Origin of the sequence: Rhodopseudomonas sp. P1, from assembly GCF_039642825.1 — a bacterium.
In the GTDB taxonomy this organism is placed as follows: Bacteria; Pseudomonadota; Alphaproteobacteria; order Rhizobiales; family Xanthobacteraceae; genus Rhodopseudomonas; species Rhodopseudomonas palustris_H.
Window position 1 is genome coordinate 1,505,713 of record NZ_CP088006.1, and the last position, 16,879, is coordinate 1,522,591.

A 16,879-nucleotide genomic window follows, 5' to 3' on the forward strand; every position below is an offset into this window, starting at 1 on the left:
TACGGAGCTGGATTGCCTCGTCGCTTCGCTCCTCGCAATGACGCGTGGACAGGTTGAAACGCACGTTACAACTACTCACCGGAGCTGACCCTGCATGTCGCAATCCGCCGAGCCCCGTGTCGTCACTGAGCCAGCATGGGACCTCGGCGAGATCGTCGCCGAACTCGCAGGGCTCCGCGCCATCTCTCAGCGGCGGCGCTATCGCGGCCGGTCGCTGCCGGAGTTGCCGTCGCGCGAAGCGGTCGCCGGTATCGTCGATGCTTTGGTGGCGGCGCTGTATCCGCGTCACTTCGGGCCGGCTGGCCTGTCTGAAGACAGCCTCGACATCTATGTCGCCGACACCATCGAGCAGGCGCTGCGCCGGCTGCGCCGCGAGGTCGGGCGCGAATTGCGCCTTGCCGATCTCGACGGCACCGCGAAGCCCGGCGAGATCGAACAGCAGGCGCTGACCATCGCGGCGGATTTCGCCCACGACCTGCCGCGCATCCGTGCGTTGCTCGACAGCGATATCCGCGCCGCGTTCGATGGCGATCCGGCAGCGAAGAGCCTCGACGAAGTGGTGTTCTGCTATCCGGGCGTCGCCGCGATGATCCGGCATCGCATCGCGCACCGGCTCTACGTGCTCGGCGTGCCCATGCTGGCGCGGATCGTCGCCGAGATCGCCCATGCGCAGACCGGCATCGACATCCATCCCGGCGCGACCATCGGCGAGAGCTTCTTCATCGATCACGGCACCGGCGTGGTGATCGGCGAGACCGCGCGGATCGGCAAGCGGGTGCGGCTGTACCAGGCGGTGACGCTCGGGGCCAAGCGGTTCGAGACCGATGAGCACGGCCGCATCGTCAAGGGCGGTGACCGGCATCCAATCATCGAGGACGAGGTCGTGATCTATGCCGGCGCCACGGTGCTCGGGCGGGTGACGATCGGGCAGGGCTCGTCGATCGGCGGCGGCGTCTGGCTGACGCGCGACGTGCCGCCGAACAGCGTCATCACCCAGGCCAAGGCGCGGTACGACGCCTTTGAGGACGGTGGCGGTATCTGAGGCTGCGCACCTGCGAAAGAATTTTCTCTCGTTTGGCGCTTTCTGGTCAGATCTTGGTCGCGATTTACTGTCAGCGCGACCGACGCGTTGTTTTTATTCTCCAGGCATTGCGATGCGGGAGGCCGGCCGGTAGTCGATAGGGAACGCCGCCACGCGGGCGGCCACCTGGAATCGATGAACGAGCCCATTATGAATGCTCCCTGGCAACCGCCCGCGGGAGAGAGCCCCGCCTTTGTATCGTCGCAGCCGACGACCGGTATCCTGATCGACCGTGTCCGCAAGGTGTATCCGGCGCGGAAGAGCAGCGCCGAAGTGGTCGCCCTCGACGACATCAGCCTGACCGTGCCGAAAGGCTCGATCCTCGGCGTGATCGGCCGGAGCGGTGCCGGCAAGTCGACGCTGATCCGGTTGATCAACGGCCTCGACAAGCCGTCGAGCGGTCGCGTCGTCGTCAACGGCGTCGAAATCACCGCGCTGTCCGAACGCGATCTGCGCACCGCGCGGCGCTCGATCGGCATGGTGTTTCAGCATTTCAACCTGCTGTCGTCGCGCACCGCGTTCGGCAACGTCGCACTGCCGCTCGAGATCGCCGGCACGCCCAAAGCCGAGATCGAAAAGCGCGTGCTGCCGCTCTTGGACATGGTCGGGCTCGCCGACAAGCGCGACCGCTTTCCGGCGGAGCTGTCCGGCGGTCAGAAGCAGCGCGTCGGCATTGCGCGCGCGCTCGCGACCGAACCCTCGGTGCTTCTGTCGGACGAAGCCACATCGGCGCTCGATCCGGAAACCACCGATCAGATCCTCGAGCTGTTGAAGCAGATCAATCGCGATCTGCATCTTACCATCCTGTTCATCACCCACGAGATGGCGGTGGTGAAAGCGCTGGCCGACCGCGTCGCGGTGATCGAAGGCGGCCGGATCGTCGAGGACGGCGCAACCTTCGACGTGTTCGCCACCCCGCGCCATGAGGTGACGCGGCGGTTCGTCTCGTCGGTGACCGGCAGCGGCGCGCCGGATTGGCTCTTGGAAAAGCTGCAGCCGCAGCAGCCGCCGGGCGGCCAGGCGGTGCTACGCATCACCTTCAAGGGCAGCGACGCCAACCAGCCGCTGCTGTCGCGGGTGTCGCGCGATCTCGGCGTCAATCTCAACATTCTCTCGGGTCAGGTCGAGATGATCGCCGGCCATCCGTTCGGCACGCTGATCGTGTCGCTCGACGCTGGTCCCGACGTGCTGCGCCAGGTGATCGCGCAACTGTCGGCGGGCAACAATCTGGTGGAGCAGCTCGGCTATGTCGCCTGAACTCATTCGCATGATTGCGTCGTCGACGCTCGACACCCTCTATATGGTCGGCTTGGCGGGGCTGTTTGGCACGCTGATCGGTCTGCCGCTCGGTATCTTCCTCGCCACCTCTCAGGCCGGCGAGCTGTTTGCCGCGCCGATCGCCAATCGCCTGATCGGCGTCGTCGTCAACGCGACGCGCTCGACGCCGTTCATCATCCTGGTGGTGGCGATCGTGCCGCTGACCCGGCTGATCGCCGGCACCTCGATCGGCACCGCGGCGGCGACCGTGCCGCTGACGATCGCTGCGATTCCATTCATCGCTCGCGTGATCGAAGCGGCGATCCGCGAGGTCGATCACGGCCTGATCGAAGCCGCGCGTGCGTTCGGCGCCAGCCCGCTGCAGATCGTCCGCAAGGTGCTGCTGCCCGAAGCGATGCCGGCGGTGACGATGGCGCTGACGCTCACCATCGTCAGCCTGCTCGGCTATTCGGCGATGGTCGGTGCCGTCGGCGGTGGCGGCCTCGGCGACCTCGGCATTCGCTACGGCTATCAGCGCTTCATGCCGGAGGTGATGCTGACCGTGGTGCTGGTGCTGATCGCGCTGGTGCAGGGCGTGCAGACACTTGGCGACACGCTGGCGCGCAAGCTCGATAAGCGCCGCATCCGCCGTCACTAATTTTCGCTGTTCAGACCAGGAGTATTCGAATGCGCCGTCTTGCCGTCTCCCTGATCGCGCTGGCTTTCGCCGGCGCTGCCCATGCCGAAACCATCCGTGTCGGCGTCACCGCCGGCCCGCATGCCGAGATCATCGACGTGGTCAAGAAGGTCGCCGCCGAGCGCGGCCTCGACATCAAGCCTGTCGAGTTCACCGACTACGTGGTGCCGAACCAAGCGCTGGCGCAGAAGGAACTCGAGGCCAATTCGTTTCAGCACGAGCCCTATCTGAAGGCGCAGGTCGCCAAGACCGGCTGGAAGATCGTCAAGGTCGCCAACACCATCGCGTCGCCGCAGGGCGTGTACTCGGTCAAGGTCAAGACGCTCGCCGATCTCAAGCAGGGCGCAACCGTGGCGATCGCCAACGATCCGTCCAACGGTGCGCGCGGCCTGCAGATCCTGGCGCTGCATGGCTTGATCAAGCTGAAGGAGGGCGTCGGCGCCACCGCGACCGTCGCCGACATCATCGACAATCCGAAGAAGCTGAAATTCGTCGAACTCGACGCCGCGCAGCTGCCGCGCTCGTTGCAGGACGTCGATCTGGTCTCGATCAACAACAACTACGCGGTGCAGGCCGGTCTCGATCCGTCCAAGGACGCGCTCGCCCGTGAGAACGTCGAAGGCCCCTGGGTCAATATCATCGCGGTGCGCGAAGAGGATAAGGACAAGCCCTGGGTCAAGCAGCTGATCGACGCCTATCACTCCGACCCGGTCAAGCAGTTCGTCGAAACCCGCTTCAAGGGCACGTACATTCCGGCGTGGTGAGTTGGATAGAATTGCGCGCAAACCACAGAGACCACCGACATCCCCCGCGAAAGCGGGGGATCTAGTATTTCAGGTGCTTCAGTGATTGATGCGAAGTGCTGCAATAGCAACTCTCTGGGATACTGGGTCGCCCGCTTTCGCGGGCGATGACGGCAGGGGTCGGCATGCGCGCCTGCTTCGCTGGTTAATCACGTCCTCTCCCCCTCATTGCGAGCGCAGCGAAGCAATCCATAAAGTCTCGTGTACGGAGCTGGATTGCTTCGTCGGCTTCGCCCCTCGCAATGACGGTGCGGAGAGGCGCGGCGGAACGCTGACGCTCCGCCGCCCGGCCTAAGTCGTCCGCCTGTCCTCAGTCCTCTTCCTCAGCTCCACACCCCGCTGCGCCGGTCCTCGACCCGCTTGGCCTTGTGCGTGGCGCGCGGCAGGGTGTCGGGCTTCAGCACCGAGACCGCGGCCGAGACGCCGGTGATGGCCTTGAGCTTGCGTTCGAACCGGTCGGCGAGCGTGTGAGTCTCGCCGTTGTAGCCGTGGATGTGCTCGACCTCGACGGTGAGACGATCGAGGTGATCGATCCGGTCGACCACCAACCGATATTCGCCGGTCAGCTCATGATCCTGCCGCGCTACGGCTTCGACGTCGCTCGGGAACAGGTTGACGCCCTTGATGATCAGCATGTCGTCGCGTCGGCCGTGGACACCGTTGAGTCGGATCGCGGTGCGGCCGCAGCGGCACGGCTCCGGATTGAAGCTGACGATGTCGCCGGTGCGGAAACGGATCATCGGCCGCGCGGTCTTTTGCAGCGTGGTCAGCACCATCTCGCCGCGGTCGCCGGGCTTCACCGGCTCGCCGCTGTCGGGATCGATCACTTCAACCAGGATGTGATCTTCGGCCCAGTGCAGCCCTTCCTTCTGCTCGCACATCCCGGCGCAGGAGCCGAAGATGTCGGACAGGCCGTAATAGTCGTACACCGACGCACCCCATAGTTGCTCGATGCGGTTGCGGGTCTCGGGGATCGAGCCGCCGGGCTCGCCAGCCACGAAGATCCGGCGCACGGCCAGATCCTTGCGGAGATCGTAGCCTTCCTTGATCGCGGTCTCGCCGAGGTACCAGGCGTAAGACGGTGTGGTCCAGATCACCGTGGCCTGGAACTGGCGAAGGATCTGCAGCAGCCGGTCGGACGGAATGGTGCCGGCGTGGATCGTCAGCGCGCCGAGCTTCTGCGCACCGAGCACGCACGGACCGCCGATGAACAGCGAGAAGTTCAGCGAATGCACGTAGCGATCGCTTGGCCGCATTCCGGACGACCAGAACTGCCGTGCCTCATAGTCGATCCAGCCGTCGAAGTCAGACTGCGTGAACGGCGAGGCGGTCGGCACGCCGGTCGAGCCGGACGATGCGGAGATATAGACGATGTCGCGCTCCGGCACTGCGACGAGATCGCCGAACGGCGGCACTGCGATTTGGCGGTCACGCAGCGTGCGCTTGTCGATGAACGGAAAACGGCGGATGTCGTCGAGCGATTTGATCTGGCAGGGCGAAACCTTCGCGGCGTCGAACGCGGCGCGATAGGCCGGCGAGCCCGCATAGGCATGGGCGACGTGCTTTTGCAGCAGCGACAGTTTCAGCGCGTCCCAGTCGGCGCGCGATTGGGTTTCGAGCTTGGCGTCCCAATACGGCCGCTCGTCGGAAGTCGTGGTCATGTGCAGTGTTCCTGAATGCCGACGACCGGCCGCAGGGCGGCCGGTCGCGTTGTCGATGACAGAAATGGCGTGGATCGTCGTCGCGGCGGCCGGTCTCACCAGGTGGTGAGAATGGTGCCGTTGAAGCGCTTTTCGGTGAAGGCCTTCACCTCCGGCGAGCGATAGATCTCGACGAACTTCTTCAGCGTGGCGTTGTCCTTGTTCTTGGCGCGGACCGCGAACACCAGGTTCCAGTTGGTGTCGGCGCCCTCGAGCAGCAGCGCGCTCTTCGGATCGAGGCCGGCGCTCAGCGCGTAGTTGAGATTGACCGCCGAGAAGTCGAGGTCGTTCAGCGAGCGCGGCAGCTGTGCGGCGTCGAGTTCGACGATCTTCAGATGCTTGGGGTTCTCGGCGATGTCGGCGATCGTCGCCTTGATGCCGATGCCCGGCTTCAGCTTGATCAGCCCGGCTTTCTCGAACAGCTGCAGCGCACGAGCGCCGTTGGAAGGATCGTTCGGGATCGCGGCGCTGGCGCCGTCCTTGATGTCGGTCAGCGTCTTGACCTTGTTCGAATAGATCCCGATCGGCACGATGATGCTCTTGGCGATCGAGACGATGTCGTAGCCGCGCTGCGCCACCTGGTTGTCGAGATAGGGCTGGTGCTGGAAGTTGTTGATGTCGAGATCATCCTGCGCCAGCGCCGCATTCGGCACAGTGTAGTCGGTGAATTCGGTGATCTTCACCTCGATGCCCTGCTTGGCGGCGAGGTCGCCGGCGTAGCGCAGGATCTCGGCGTAGGGACCGGCGGTGGTGCCGATCCGGACCACCTCGGTGCTGAAGGCCGGAGCCGCGGCGGTGAGCGCGGCGAAAGCGGCCGCGGCGAAAACGAGTTTACGAACCATGGGAATTGAACCTCGATACGTGACCATCTCGGTGGTCGTGGTTTGCGGGGAAACTATCGGCCGCCCGATCCGGCGGCCATTTCGAAATCCGCGGCGGAGCGAGATCGGCATTTCCCGATCCTGCGCTGCCGCAGAAGATTCGTGTCGTGGGTGCGGCTCATAGTGCCAGCCGCGCCTCCGCGACGATCACGTCGCGAAAGCGGCTTTGGCGAGCCGTTTGGATAGGGGTGAGAAACGCTGCCGCTCCGGGCTATTGCAGCCGCGGACGGCCCTCCTTCCAGCAGCGGGTCGCGGCCTTCTGGGCGGCGACCAGCGAACCGAACGAGCGGCGCTCCAGACTGTTGAAGTCGTGATGCGCGGCGAAGAAGCAGAACTTGCGTCCGTCCCGGACGACGATGCCGGCGGTGCGGGCTTGAACTTCGATAACGTAAGCGTCGGACATGACTCTCCCACTGGCAAAGCCAGCGCCTTCTGATCTCTGATGATGTCGGTGGTGTCGAAACGGTGTCGGCGTCAGCCGAGATTCATTCGACAGCTACAACAGAGGCCGGAGCGTGAGAGTGCGTGGCCCGACGAGATCGCGCCGCGCGAGGCCGAGACAGCCGTGATGAGCGCAAGCGGAGTACCGAATTGCGGTGCAGATAAGTCAGCAATGATCGAGATGTTGGCGTTCATGAGCCGATCTCCGTCAACAAAGGAGCCCACGAGCCGTGTCGTGGCGCTTTAGCGATTAAACCCGCGGCGCAAGCTGCTCCGTCAAATCCCGCGATCCGCGTTCACGAAGAACATCGGACGAGCCAACTCTGCCAAACGCCGGTGTGAAGTCAACGTGCGCCGAAAAATAAGATCGATTTGGCGCGGGATCGCACGAATGAGAAAACGCCGCGGTTTGCGCGATCGGATGAAGAGAACTTTCTGCTGCGGCGCACGCACCCGCGAACCGGTTCGAAACAGGCACTCTGTCCGCGACTCTCTGTCGGGTACGGAAACGATGGCTCGCTTGAAGAGGTGTCATCCAGGATAAGTTGCGAGTCACTCGTGATCAGAGCCGCTGCCCCCTCCGACAGGTGGGCTTGATGAGGGACTGATGTCCCGATCAAATGCCGCGTCGGCACTCCGGTCTCGCAGCCACGCATGGACGAACCTATCCCTTCTCCTCCGGTGAGCGAGGATCCCGAACGCTGGTACTGCACCAATATGGTGGGCGTGCCGGTCGGGCTGATCGGCTCGACGGCGTTCAATCGCTGCCTGCGGCGGATCACCATCCATGGCACGCGGGAGACCCATCCGGGGCTGTTCCGGCTGCTGGCTGCCTGCGAGTATCCGGCGACGGCCGCCGAAGTGTTCGAGCACTATATGGAGCTCGAGTTCGGCCTCGCGCCGGGAGCGCAGCAGCCCGGCTCAGCGCGGCATCCGACCAGCTATCTCGATCTGCTACGCGGCTGGGGCGTCGAGTCCGATTGCCCGAAGGCGGCGGTGCTGAAGGGCTGGGTGGAGAGCCGGTTCGGGCTGGTGCCGATCTTCCACAAGCAGCGGCTCGGGCTATTTCCGTCGGCGGCGTGGGCGACTTACTTGCAGGAAAAGACCGACGCCCGCTTTCACAACAACTGCATCTTCCAGCAATTCGATTTGCTGTACGAATATTGCCAATGGAGCATCCGCCGCTTCAAGACGCCGGGCCCGCGCTTCGTGCGGCTGTGGCGCGGCACCAATGATGTCGAGCAGCAGCTGGTCGAGGGCGATGCAAGACAGCGGCTATGCACGGTTCGGCTGAACAATCTGGTGTCGTTCAGCGACTCCAAAGAACGCGCCGAGGAGTTCGGTGATTGGGTGCTGGAGACCGAGGTGCCGACAGTGAAGCTACTGTTCTTTCCCGGCCTGCTGCAGCGCCAGGTGCTCGGCTATGAAGGCGAGTTCCTGGTGATCGGCGGCAACTACAAGGTGCGCGCGTATCACGGGTGGTTTTGAGGGCCGTTGTCCAGGATATCGTCCCGGTGCCTCTCGGCCGCGCCCCGGAATGACGTGCGGAGGCGGACGTGATCAATCCGTCTCGCCGGGCTGCTCGGGACGGGGCTCGCCGAAGCCGTAGGCCTTGCCCTTGATGCTGTCGATGTCGATCCGGATCACCTTGGTGATGCCGAGCTTTTCCGCCGGATAGTCGAACTTGCGGTCGGTGAACCGGCTGACAATCAGGTCGAGCGCCCGGGTCTTCTCGGCGACGTCGTCGACGAAGCTGGCGCGGCCGAATCCGATCACGGTGCGATGCTTGGCTTCGAAATCACAGGCCGCCTCGGCCGTCACAACGCCGTTCTCGGTCGTCACTTCGAAGCAGACGCGGTTGTTGGTCTTGAGGATCTCGATCTTGGTGCCGGCGCTGGCGGAATGGACATACAGCGCCTTGCCGTCGAAGCCGTAAAACACCGGCACCAGGAACGGCACGTTGTCGCGCGCCAGCGCCAGATGCAGCACCTTGTCGCTCGCCAGAATCGCGTCGATCTCGGCGCGATCGGTGATTTCGCGGCTCCGCCGCCGCATCGGTCGGGACAACAGGTCGGGGGCGGGGTCGGTCATTCCAAGTCTCCTAATGGTGCGGTGCTCCGGCTTGGCCGGGACCGCTGGATCGGATTGTCAGCAGGCGCAGGACAGCTTCGAGGCCAGAGCCTTGATGTCGGTGTTCATCTTCGGCACCGGATAGCGCGGCTGCACCGCAGGGCAGGCTTCGAGCGCTGCGATTGCATGCGGCGGCAGGCCTCGGGCGCGTGCGCCGGCGAGGATGAAGTCGAGATAGTCGCGGCTTGCGGGCTGCTGCGGCCCCATCTCGGTCTTGCGGTGAAACAGCGCGTCGAGCGCCTGGCCATGCTCATCGATCACTTCGACGGGGTAGTGGAAATACGATCCGCCGCCGTCGAGCTTGACGCCCTGCCAGGCATCGAAGCGGTCGAGCTCGGTGGCCGATAGCTCGTAGAGCACGCCCCATACCTCCGCGTCGGGTTCATCCACCAGGGTTTCGAGGCCGCTGTCCCAGATTTCCGAATGGCCGTGAAAGCCGAGCCGGTAGTCGGGCAGCCGGGCGATCGCGCGGATCTTCGGTTGGCACAGCCGCAGGATGATATGCTCGGGGTTCAGCGTCGCCCCATAGGCAAACAGCAGCGTGGTCGGACGGCGGGCGGACTTTGCGCGCGGCGCGGTCGGGAGCGGCGTGGTGATCGTCGGGGTCATGTCGCCTCAGCCTGTTGTTTCGGGGTGATTGTGGCGGCGACGCCGAGGCCTGGCAGCTCCATGATCTCGGCATCCATGTTGAGCGCGCGCATGGCACGGGAGAACCAGCGCGGAATGTGGTCGCAGACGAGATCGAGCTGACGGAATGGCGTGCCGGTGAGGAACGGGATCAGAATGTCCCAGGAATTCAGCCCGGGATCGTCCTGCAGTAGCCGCACCAGGTCGAGCCGGAAGTGACCGCTGTCGTCATCGCCGACCAGCACCGGCTTGATGTCGTCGAGATCATTGCCTGCGCCGTCCTGATGATGGCGCCGTCGGCGCGAGCGACGCTCGGCTCTGGCGGCCTTCACACTCTGCTGTGCGCGTTCGTTCTCTTTGCGGGCGATGGTCTCGAGCTGGGTGAACAGCGGGCCATGCGACTGCCAGGTCTGCACGCCCATCTCCTGCAGCAGCGAATTGACGACGCCGCGCACGCTCCTGGAGAGAAACAGCCGGCAATCTTCCAGCTCGGGGACCATCGCGGCGAGTGATGCGTGGATTTCGGCCAGCCCATCGTCCGGCCGCACCGCGAAGCGGATCGTCTTGCGGACCTTCCAGACTTCGCCCTGCTGCTCGAACAGCAAGATCACGCCCTTGTCCGAGACCCTGGCGACTTCGCCCTCGGCGTTGACGTAAGCTGCGATCTTCATCGGTTGTCTCGCGGCCGTCAGGAGAAAGAAGAGTCCGGCGACGGACATGGCAAACCGTCGCCGGACCAGATCATGACCGTGATCACCACACGTTCAGGATCCATTCGCGGTTCTTCTTGACCTCCATGTCGTTGAACAGCGTGTTGGCCATCTGTTCAGCGAGCCAGGTTGCGCCGGCGTAGCCGACCACGGGATAGCGATACAGGCCGGCGCGGTCATAGGTCGGGAAGCCGACCCGCAGCATCGGGATGTTGTAGTCGATCGCGACGAACCGCCCCTTGGAGTGGCCGAGGATCAGGTCGAGTTCGAGCCCGTTCTTGATGCGGTCTTCGAGTTCGAACAGGTCGGCGTTGGTGATGATCTCCATCGGATAGTCGACGTTGTCCTTCAGCGTCGCGATCCGCGGGTCGGTGGCGTAGCCTGCGTGCTCGTCGCCGAGCAGCAGCAGCACCGGCTTCATTTCCAGATCGAGGCAGTATTCGGCGAGGCCGAGCACCAGATCCGGATTGCCGTAGATAGCCACCTTCTTGTCGGCCAGGAACATGTGGGCGAGGTCGGTGATGGCGTCGAGCGCGATGCCGCGCTCCTTGACCAGCGATTCCGGGATCGGCTTGCCGGTCATCTCCTTGACGTTGCGCAGGAAGGTGTCGGTGTTGCGGATCCCGATCGGAGTCGGGCCGATCACCGCCGGCACGTCCCAGCGGGTCTGCAGCCAAGTGGCGGCGAGGCCACCTTCGTAGCGGTTGAGCGCGATGGTGCCTTGCGCATCCGCGGTCGCGGTCAGGTCCGCAATCGTGGTCGAGCCGTGCGACACCGCGCTCTTGTCCGGCATCAGCGGACTATCGAAGCTCTCGATCTCGAACAGCACGTTGGCCTCGACCTGCATCTCGGCCAAGAGATGCTTGAGCTCCTTGACGTCGCCCGGATTGACCCAGCCGGTGATCAGATTGATCTTCAGGCTCGGCTTGTCCTTCTTGGAGAAGTGCTTGACGAAGTCGCGCACCGCGACGTCGTAGCCCGTCACCATGCTGCCGACGAAGCTCGGGCAGTGGATCGGGATCAGATGGACCTCGCGATCCGGATATTTCACGTCGAGCAGCTCTTCCTGCAGCTTGGTGACGACGCCGTCGACGTCGTCGCCGATCACCTCGGTCGAGCAGGTGGTGATGATCGGCACCACCTTGACATGGGGATACCGCATCAGCAGCACGTCGACCGCTTCTTCGACGCGGTCGAGCGCGCCGAACACCGCGCCATCCTCGTGCACCGACGAGGAGGCGATTTCGAAGCTCTCCTTCAGGTGCTGCGAGATCAGCAGGCGGACGAACATCACGCAGCCCTGGCCGCCGTGGACGATGCCGATGCAGTCCTTGATGCCGATCGAGGCGTATTGCGCGCCGGCCGGCTGGCAGGTGAAGATCGGATTAATGGTGCCGATCCGGTCCTTCGGCTTGAATTGACAGTTCATGGCGGGATCCAATCAGTAGTGCTGGTCGGTGAGCTCTTCGTTGAGCGAGCCGGTGACGGTGAGATAGTCGACGCGGGCGTGCAGCTCTTTCATCAGCGCCTTGATGTCGTCCTTGGACATCGTGGCGAGCCACGGACAGGTGGCCTGATAGGCGCGCTGCAGCGTCACCGAATCGACCCAGTAGCAGCGGTCTTCCGGCGTCTCCGGCGTGAACGGCTCACCGGCGAGCAGCTTGGCGGCGATACCGAGGATGCCCTCGTTCTGCCGCTTGCGGTCCCAGGCCCGCGAGTGGAACTGCCAGAGGCAGTTCTTCATGATCCAGTCGACCATCTGGTTGACGCGGGCCTTGGTAACGTCGTCGAGCGCCTCATAGGCCGCGAGCGAGGCGGCCGCTGCGGCGGCGTCGGCGGGGAACGGATGTTCCGAGGCGACTTTGTAGGTGATCTTGGTCATGGGGCTCTCGTCTCACTCGGCCGCTTCGGCTTTGACGATCGGGGTGAAGTAGGGCGCGTTCTTCTTGCGAAGATCGGAGATGATGTCGTCCTTGCCGGTGTAGCGCCGCAGCGTCTCCGACTTGGCGATCTCCTCCGGCAGCTTGGCGTCCGATAGCATCCGCTGCGTGACGAAGCCGCGGTCGGTCGGGATCTCGTCCTTGCTGATGTCGAGCCCGGAGAGTTGGTGCATCGGCGAGTAGATGCCGTTGTAGATGTCGCGGGCGAACCGCACCCAGCCTTCGAAGCCCTTGTACGGGCCGTTGTGATAGGCGTGGGCGTTGAGGTAGGGGACGCGAACCTTCTTGGCGACTTCGCCGGGGCGCTTGCCTGTGAAGATGATGTCCGGCTGCAGCTTCTCCAACGCCTCGAGGCCTTCGAGTTCGTTGGGATCGTCGATCGCCAGAGCATCCTCGCCGCAGCGCGCGATGCCCTTCTCCATGTCGCCCTGGTGGCCGAACTTGGTGTAGACCGAGACGACCTTGACGCCCATCTCCTCTTCGATGGCGTGCGCCCAGTGCCACAGCTTGGAGCCGCCCGGCCACAGGCAGACCTTCTTGCCCTTCAGCCGTTCCTTGTACCAGTCGAGTTCCGGCTTCCAGCGCGCGGTCTCTTCGGCGATGATCGCTTCGGCGCGGTCTTCGATGCCGAAGAACATGCCGATCTTGCGCAGCGACTGCGACAGCGGCTCGAATCCGAAGCCGTCGATGTCGAGCCGCGGAATGCCGTAGCGGACGCGCAGCTCGTTGCAGATGTATTCGGCAGAGCGAGCGCATTCGAGCACGTTGAGATGGGCGCGGTGCATCGCCCGCAGGCCGTCATAGGTGCTGTTGCCGGTGAAGGTCGACAACACCTGGATGCCCATCCGGGTGAAATAGTCGAGCATCACCTCTTGGTCGCCCTGGATGTTGTATTCGCCGACATAGTTGATGACGTAGTCCGAGGTGATCTCGGGCTCGACGGTGCCGACCTTGTCGTTGATCCAGGCGATGTTGATCTTGTGGTGGCCGCCGGACTGGCTGGGACCGCCGAAGCCGGGCGAGTTGCAGGTGAAGATGTCGACGTCCGGCATCTCCTCCATCACCTCGGCGGCGACCGCGTTGATGTCGTCGCCGATCAGCGCGGTGGCGCAGGTCTGGTAGATCGTCATCCGCTTGATGTCGGGGCAGGCCTTGAACGCCTCGATGATGTTCTGCTTCAGCAGACCCTCGGCACCAAACACGATGTGCTTTTCGCGGACATCGGTGGCGAAAGTGTATTTGAGCTGGAAGTTGTTGTTGTCGGAGATGTAGCGCTTGGTCTGCCAGGTGTCGTAGGTGCAGCCGACGGGGCCGTGACTCATGTGAATCACGTCCTTCATCGGCGTGCCGATCACATGCTTGGCGCCGCAATAGGCACAGCCGCGCTCGGAGATCGATCCCGGGATGGTGTTGAGATAGCCGAGCGGCAGTGCGGTCGCCAGATTGTCGCCCGCGCCCTTGGTGACGGCGTGCTTCTGACGTTCGGGGAGACATTTCGAACAGTCGAACTCGTGATATGGCATCTTGTTGTCCTCGTGCGGGAAGTACGCCGTCAGGCGCGGGTGCGCAGGTCAGTCCATCAGGCCGTATTTCACGACCATCTTTTCGAGTTCATCCATCGTCAGCGGCTTCGGGATCACGAAGTCCTTGTTGTCGATGATGGCGGCGCCGAGCTGCTTGTATTCGAGCGCCTGATCGGCGGCGGGATCGAACTCGGTGACGGTCTTCTTGTTGAACTCGGCCTTCTGCACGATGTTGTCGCGCGGCACGAAGTGGATCATCTTGGTGCCGATCGCCGCGGTGAATTCCTCGAGGAACTCGCGCTCGCCGTCGACCTTACGGCTGTTGCAGATGATGCCGCCGAGACGCACGCCGCTCTGCTTGGCGTATTTGACGAGGCCCTTGCAGATGTTGTTGGCGGCATAGATCGCCATCATCTCGCCGGAGGCGACGACATAGACTTCCTGCGCTTTGCCGTCGCGGATCGGCATCGCGAAGCCGCCGCACACCACGTCGCCCAGCACGTCGAAGAAGATGAAGTCGAGATCGTCGGTGTAGGCCTTGTTGGCTTCCATCAGATCGATCGCGGTGATGACGCCGCGGCCGGCGCAGCCGACACCCGGCTCGGGGCCGCCAGATTCGACGCAGCGGATGTCCTTGAAGCCGCTCTTTACTACGTTGTTCAGCGTCACTTTTTCGGCGCCGAGCGTGCGCAGCGTGTCCATCACGGTGTCCTGCGGCTTGCCGCCGAGGATCAGGCGGGTCGAGTCCGCCTTGGGGTCGCAGCCGTGAATGAAGATGTTCTTATCGTGATAGTAAGCGAGCGCCGCCGCCGTATTCTGAGTGGTCGTCGATTTGCCGATGCCACCCTTGCCGTAGATCGCCACCTTGCGGGTCATGGTCCGAAGCTCCTGCGATGAATTGACCGGGACGATGAGTGATCCATCGCCTCGGCGTCCTTAAGAGCAACGGACGTGCCAACGCGTGCGCATTGCGCAGTGCTGAATCGGGAGTACGCGAAGTGGCAAAAGCGAGTGAGATCTGAGAGAGAAGGATGCTAAGCGTTCGCATGCGTCGACGATGACGTGACGTTGCGGCGCGATGATGGATCGAAGCAAGCTCCGTAGAATCCGGCGCTTCAGGCAAGGCGGCGGCTGGCCGATGAGTGGACGAGAAGGATCGATCTCTGGTCGCGTCGCGGGCTCGCTGCGGAAATGTTCTGGATGCGTAAATTCCGATGGAGGCGTGACACACAGCGTAACTTCCGGCTCCTTTGTGGCGGGCGGGGCAAAAGTTACGTCAGGCGTAGATTTCAGGGACAAGAGTTACTTGGCGGTGGATTGCGTGGGAGCCCTCCGCCAACGCAAAACGGCGGCTCGTGAGAGCCGCCGTCAGAGTCTTCAACGCATCGGGTGAGAGGAGGTCAGTTCCTCGGTCGCAGCCCTGCGGTTCGGAACGTCTTGTAGGTGAGGCCGTGCCGGTCCATCCGCAGGCCGAGCATGCGCCGCGTCAGGCCGAGCGCGGAGGCGGCCTGGCCGACATTGCCGTTGGAGGCCTTCAGGGCTTCGACGATCATCTCGTATTCGACTGCGGTGACACGGTCTTCCAACGTGCCGCTAAAGCCGGTGCCGGTCTCGGTCGGCGTCTGCAGCGACGGCGGCAGGTCGTAGCCGTGGATCACGCCCTCCTCGGCCAGGATCACCGAGCGTTCGATGACGTTCTCCAGCTCGCGCACGTTGCCGGGCCAGTGATAGCTCATCAGCATGTTGATCGCAGGCGTGGAGATCCGTTTGATCGGCTTGCCGATTTCGGCCGAATAGGTGGTGACGAAGTGGTCCGCGAGGGTGATCACGTCGGAGCCACGATCGCGCAGCGGCGGGATCGTGATCGGGAACACGTTGAGGCGATAGAACAGGTCCTCGCGAAAAGTGCCCTCAGCGACCATCTCGGCGAGGTTGCGGTTGGTCGCGGCGATGATCCGGACATCGACCTTGACCGGCTTGGCACCGCCGACCCGCTCGAACGTCCGTTCCTGTAGCACGCGCAGCAGCTTGGCCTGCGTTGGCAGGCTGAGTTCGCCGACCTCGTCGAGAAAGATCGTGCCGCCCGAGGCTTGTTCGAAATAGCCCTTGTGGGTCGCTACTGCGCTGGTGAAGGCGCCGCGCTCGTGGCCGAACAGTTCGCTTTCGGCGAGCGCCTCCGGCAGTGCCGCGCAGTTCGCCTTGATGAACGGGCCGTCGCAGACCGGGCTGTTGTAGTGCAGGGCGCTCGCCACCAGCTCCTTGCCGACGCCGCTTTCGCCGAGCAGCAGCACGGTGGCCTTGGTCGAGGCCACCTTGTGCACCATGGCGTAAACTTCTTGCATCGGCTTGGAATTGCCGATGATGTTGGCCGGGCGGAAGCGCTGCTTCAGCTCGCTTTTCAGTCGCCGGTTCTCGGTCTCCAGCCGCACCTTGTCGACATTTTCGATCAGATACAGCTCGACCGCCGGCGCGATCAGTGAGGCGACCATCGCCAGCAGCTCGGCGTCCTGCTTCAGCAGCCGCTGATTCATATAGACGCGCTCGGCGCAGATGGTGCCGACCACCTTCTGGGCGAGCACGATCGGCACGCAGAAGAACGCCAGTTTGTCCTGCTTGCGGCCCTTGTTGTGGGCGCGGGTGCGATCGAGGAAATCGGGGCTGTCGATCACGCGCGGGATGATGATCGGCTTGCCGGTCTCGACCACCTTGCCGGTGATGCCTTCGCCTGGCGCATAGATGCCGCGGCCGCGCTCTTCCTCCGTCAGTCCGAAGCTGTCGTGGATGAAGATCGCGTCGGAGTGGCGGTCGTATAGCATCATCACGCCGCGCTGCATCCGCATCTGTTGGCGCATGCCGTCGAGAATGATCGACACCAGCGTCGCGAGATCAGCGTTCTGCGTCAGCACCTGATTGATACGAAACAGGATTTGCAACACGTTCACCCGGCATTCGCCGGTGAAGCAGTGCGTGAATTCGTCGACGAAGCCTTCGGGCTCGTTGCCGAGGTCGAGCGTTGTCAGGCGCTTTGCGCGCTCGGGCTGCACCTGATCGGCGGGGACGCGGCGTTGGTTTTGGGCCATCGGCATCGC

At 63.7% G+C, this 16,879-nt stretch carries 16 protein-coding genes; 5 read left to right on the forward strand and 11 right to left on the reverse strand.

Going from position 1 to position 16,879, the window contains the following annotated elements; genetic code table 11:
• Nucleotides 1-94: 94 nt before the first annotated feature.
• The 4 genes from epsC to LRC39_RS07090 all read left to right on the forward strand — a co-directional run bounded on the left by epsC (nucleotide 95) and on the right by LRC39_RS07090 (nucleotide 3,799).
• Nucleotides 95-1,042, forward strand: coding sequence for a serine O-acetyltransferase EpsC (epsC, locus tag LRC39_RS07075; protein ID WP_346296775.1), 948 nt, complete (start codon nucleotides 95-97; stop codon nucleotides 1,040-1,042).
• 189 nt (nucleotides 1,043-1,231) lie between these two features.
• Nucleotides 1,232-2,338 (forward strand): methionine ABC transporter ATP-binding protein, encoded by a 1,107-nt coding sequence (locus tag LRC39_RS07080; protein WP_346296776.1) that lies wholly within the window; start codon nucleotides 1,232-1,234, stop codon nucleotides 2,336-2,338.
• Nucleotides 2,328-2,996, forward strand: coding sequence for a methionine ABC transporter permease (locus LRC39_RS07085; RefSeq protein WP_107343465.1), 669 nt, complete (start codon nucleotides 2,328-2,330; stop codon nucleotides 2,994-2,996). The genes LRC39_RS07080 and LRC39_RS07085 overlap by 11 nt, the downstream gene beginning before the upstream one ends.
• Before the next feature lie 29 nt (nucleotides 2,997-3,025).
• Nucleotides 3,026-3,799: a MetQ/NlpA family ABC transporter substrate-binding protein gene (locus tag LRC39_RS07090; protein WP_107343466.1), complete on the forward strand. Its 774-nt coding sequence runs from the start codon at nucleotides 3,026-3,028 to the stop codon at nucleotides 3,797-3,799.
• 362 nt (nucleotides 3,800-4,161) lie between these two features.
• Here LRC39_RS07090 and LRC39_RS07095 read toward each other — a convergent pair whose 3' ends face one another.
• The 3 genes from LRC39_RS07095 to LRC39_RS07105 form a co-directional block, all read right to left on the reverse strand.
• Nucleotides 4,162-5,499, reverse strand: a complete 1,338-nt coding sequence (locus tag LRC39_RS07095) for a phenylacetate--CoA ligase family protein (RefSeq protein WP_346296777.1) — start codon at nucleotides 5,497-5,499, stop codon at nucleotides 4,162-4,164.
• A gap of 95 nt (nucleotides 5,500-5,594) precedes the next feature.
• Nucleotides 5,595-6,380 (reverse strand): MetQ/NlpA family ABC transporter substrate-binding protein, encoded by a 786-nt coding sequence (locus LRC39_RS07100; RefSeq protein WP_263990989.1) that lies wholly within the window; start codon nucleotides 6,378-6,380, stop codon nucleotides 5,595-5,597.
• Nucleotides 6,381-6,630: 250 nt separating this feature from the next.
• Complete coding sequence (locus LRC39_RS07105) at nucleotides 6,631-6,822, reverse strand: hypothetical protein (RefSeq protein ID WP_012495068.1); 192 nt, start codon at nucleotides 6,820-6,822, stop codon at nucleotides 6,631-6,633.
• A gap of 692 nt (nucleotides 6,823-7,514) precedes the next feature.
• Here LRC39_RS07105 and LRC39_RS07110 point away from each other — a divergent pair.
• Nucleotides 7,515-8,348, forward strand: a complete 834-nt coding sequence (locus tag LRC39_RS07110) for an NAD(+)--dinitrogen-reductase ADP-D-ribosyltransferase (protein ID WP_346296778.1) — start codon at nucleotides 7,515-7,517, stop codon at nucleotides 8,346-8,348.
• A gap of 72 nt (nucleotides 8,349-8,420) precedes the next feature.
• Here LRC39_RS07110 and LRC39_RS07115 read toward each other — a convergent pair whose 3' ends face one another.
• The 8 genes from LRC39_RS07115 to LRC39_RS07150 all read right to left on the reverse strand — a co-directional run bounded on the left by LRC39_RS07115 (nucleotide 8,421) and on the right by LRC39_RS07150 (nucleotide 16,876).
• Complete coding sequence (locus LRC39_RS07115) at nucleotides 8,421-8,951, reverse strand: pyridoxamine 5'-phosphate oxidase family protein (protein ID WP_346296779.1); 531 nt, start codon at nucleotides 8,949-8,951, stop codon at nucleotides 8,421-8,423.
• Nucleotides 8,952-9,008: 57 nt separating this feature from the next.
• A complete protein-coding gene (locus tag LRC39_RS07120; protein ID WP_346296780.1) occupies nucleotides 9,009-9,599 on the reverse strand; it encodes a gamma-glutamylcyclotransferase family protein in 591 nt (196 codons plus the stop codon).
• A complete protein-coding gene (anfO, locus tag LRC39_RS07125; protein WP_346296781.1) occupies nucleotides 9,596-10,288 on the reverse strand; it encodes a Fe-only nitrogenase accessory protein AnfO in 693 nt (230 codons plus the stop codon). The genes LRC39_RS07120 and anfO overlap by 4 nt, the downstream gene beginning before the upstream one ends.
• Nucleotides 10,289-10,370: 82 nt before the next feature.
• Entirely contained in the window at nucleotides 10,371-11,756 is a 1,386-nt protein-coding gene (gene anfK, locus LRC39_RS07130) for a Fe-only nitrogenase subunit beta (protein WP_346296782.1), read from the reverse strand.
• A 12-nt stretch (nucleotides 11,757-11,768) separates the two neighbouring features.
• Nucleotides 11,769-12,209, reverse strand: coding sequence for a Fe-only nitrogenase subunit delta (anfG, locus tag LRC39_RS07135; protein WP_346296783.1), 441 nt, complete (start codon nucleotides 12,207-12,209; stop codon nucleotides 11,769-11,771).
• A gap of 12 nt (nucleotides 12,210-12,221) precedes the next feature.
• Nucleotides 12,222-13,790 (reverse strand): nitrogenase iron-iron protein, alpha chain, encoded by a 1,569-nt coding sequence (gene anfD, locus LRC39_RS07140; protein ID WP_346296784.1) that lies wholly within the window; start codon nucleotides 13,788-13,790, stop codon nucleotides 12,222-12,224.
• 48 nt (nucleotides 13,791-13,838) lie between these two features.
• Nucleotides 13,839-14,666 (reverse strand): nitrogenase iron protein, encoded by an 828-nt coding sequence (gene nifH / locus LRC39_RS07145; protein ID WP_107343474.1) that lies wholly within the window; start codon nucleotides 14,664-14,666, stop codon nucleotides 13,839-13,841.
• 524 nt (nucleotides 14,667-15,190) lie between these two features.
• Nucleotides 15,191-16,876, reverse strand: a complete 1,686-nt coding sequence (locus LRC39_RS07150) for a sigma-54 interaction domain-containing protein (RefSeq protein ID WP_430624925.1) — start codon at nucleotides 16,874-16,876, stop codon at nucleotides 15,191-15,193.
• Nucleotides 16,877-16,879 lie beyond the last annotated feature (3 nt).

What these genes read in the sequence shown, in the direction of transcription:
- epsC (WP_346296775.1), top strand. Translation starts at nt 95, where the DNA reads ATGTCGCAATCCGCCGAGCCCCGTGTCGTCACTGAGCCAGCATGGGAC.
- LRC39_RS07080 (WP_346296776.1), top strand. Translation starts at nt 1,232, where the DNA reads ATGAATGCTCCCTGGCAACCGCCCGCGGGAGAGAGCCCCGCCTTTGTA.
- LRC39_RS07085 (WP_107343465.1), top strand. Translation starts at nt 2,328, where the DNA reads ATGTCGCCTGAACTCATTCGCATGATTGCGTCGTCGACGCTCGACACC.
- LRC39_RS07090 (WP_107343466.1), top strand. Translation starts at nt 3,026, where the DNA reads ATGCGCCGTCTTGCCGTCTCCCTGATCGCGCTGGCTTTCGCCGGCGCT.
- LRC39_RS07095 (WP_346296777.1), bottom strand. Translation starts at nt 5,499, where the DNA reads ATGACCACGACTTCCGACGAGCGGCCGTATTGGGACGCCAAGCTCGAA.
- LRC39_RS07100 (WP_263990989.1), bottom strand. Translation starts at nt 6,380, where the DNA reads ATGGTTCGTAAACTCGTTTTCGCCGCGGCCGCTTTCGCCGCGCTCACC.
- LRC39_RS07105 (WP_012495068.1), bottom strand. Translation starts at nt 6,822, where the DNA reads ATGTCCGACGCTTACGTTATCGAAGTTCAAGCCCGCACCGCCGGCATC.
- LRC39_RS07110 (WP_346296778.1), top strand. Translation starts at nt 7,515, where the DNA reads ATGGACGAACCTATCCCTTCTCCTCCGGTGAGCGAGGATCCCGAACGC.
- LRC39_RS07115 (WP_346296779.1), bottom strand. Translation starts at nt 8,951, where the DNA reads ATGACCGACCCCGCCCCCGACCTGTTGTCCCGACCGATGCGGCGGCGG.
- LRC39_RS07120 (WP_346296780.1), bottom strand. Translation starts at nt 9,599, where the DNA reads ATGACCCCGACGATCACCACGCCGCTCCCGACCGCGCCGCGCGCAAAG.
- anfO (WP_346296781.1), bottom strand. Translation starts at nt 10,288, where the DNA reads ATGAAGATCGCAGCTTACGTCAACGCCGAGGGCGAAGTCGCCAGGGTC.
- anfK (WP_346296782.1), bottom strand. Translation starts at nt 11,756, where the DNA reads ATGAACTGTCAATTCAAGCCGAAGGACCGGATCGGCACCATTAATCCG.
- anfG (WP_346296783.1), bottom strand. Translation starts at nt 12,209, where the DNA reads ATGACCAAGATCACCTACAAAGTCGCCTCGGAACATCCGTTCCCCGCC.
- anfD (WP_346296784.1), bottom strand. Translation starts at nt 13,790, where the DNA reads ATGCCATATCACGAGTTCGACTGTTCGAAATGTCTCCCCGAACGTCAG.
- nifH (WP_107343474.1), bottom strand. Translation starts at nt 14,666, where the DNA reads ATGACCCGCAAGGTGGCGATCTACGGCAAGGGTGGCATCGGCAAATCG.
- LRC39_RS07150 (WP_430624925.1), bottom strand. Translation starts at nt 16,876, where the DNA reads ATGCCGATGGCCCAAAACCAACGCCGCGTCCCCGCCGATCAGGTGCAG.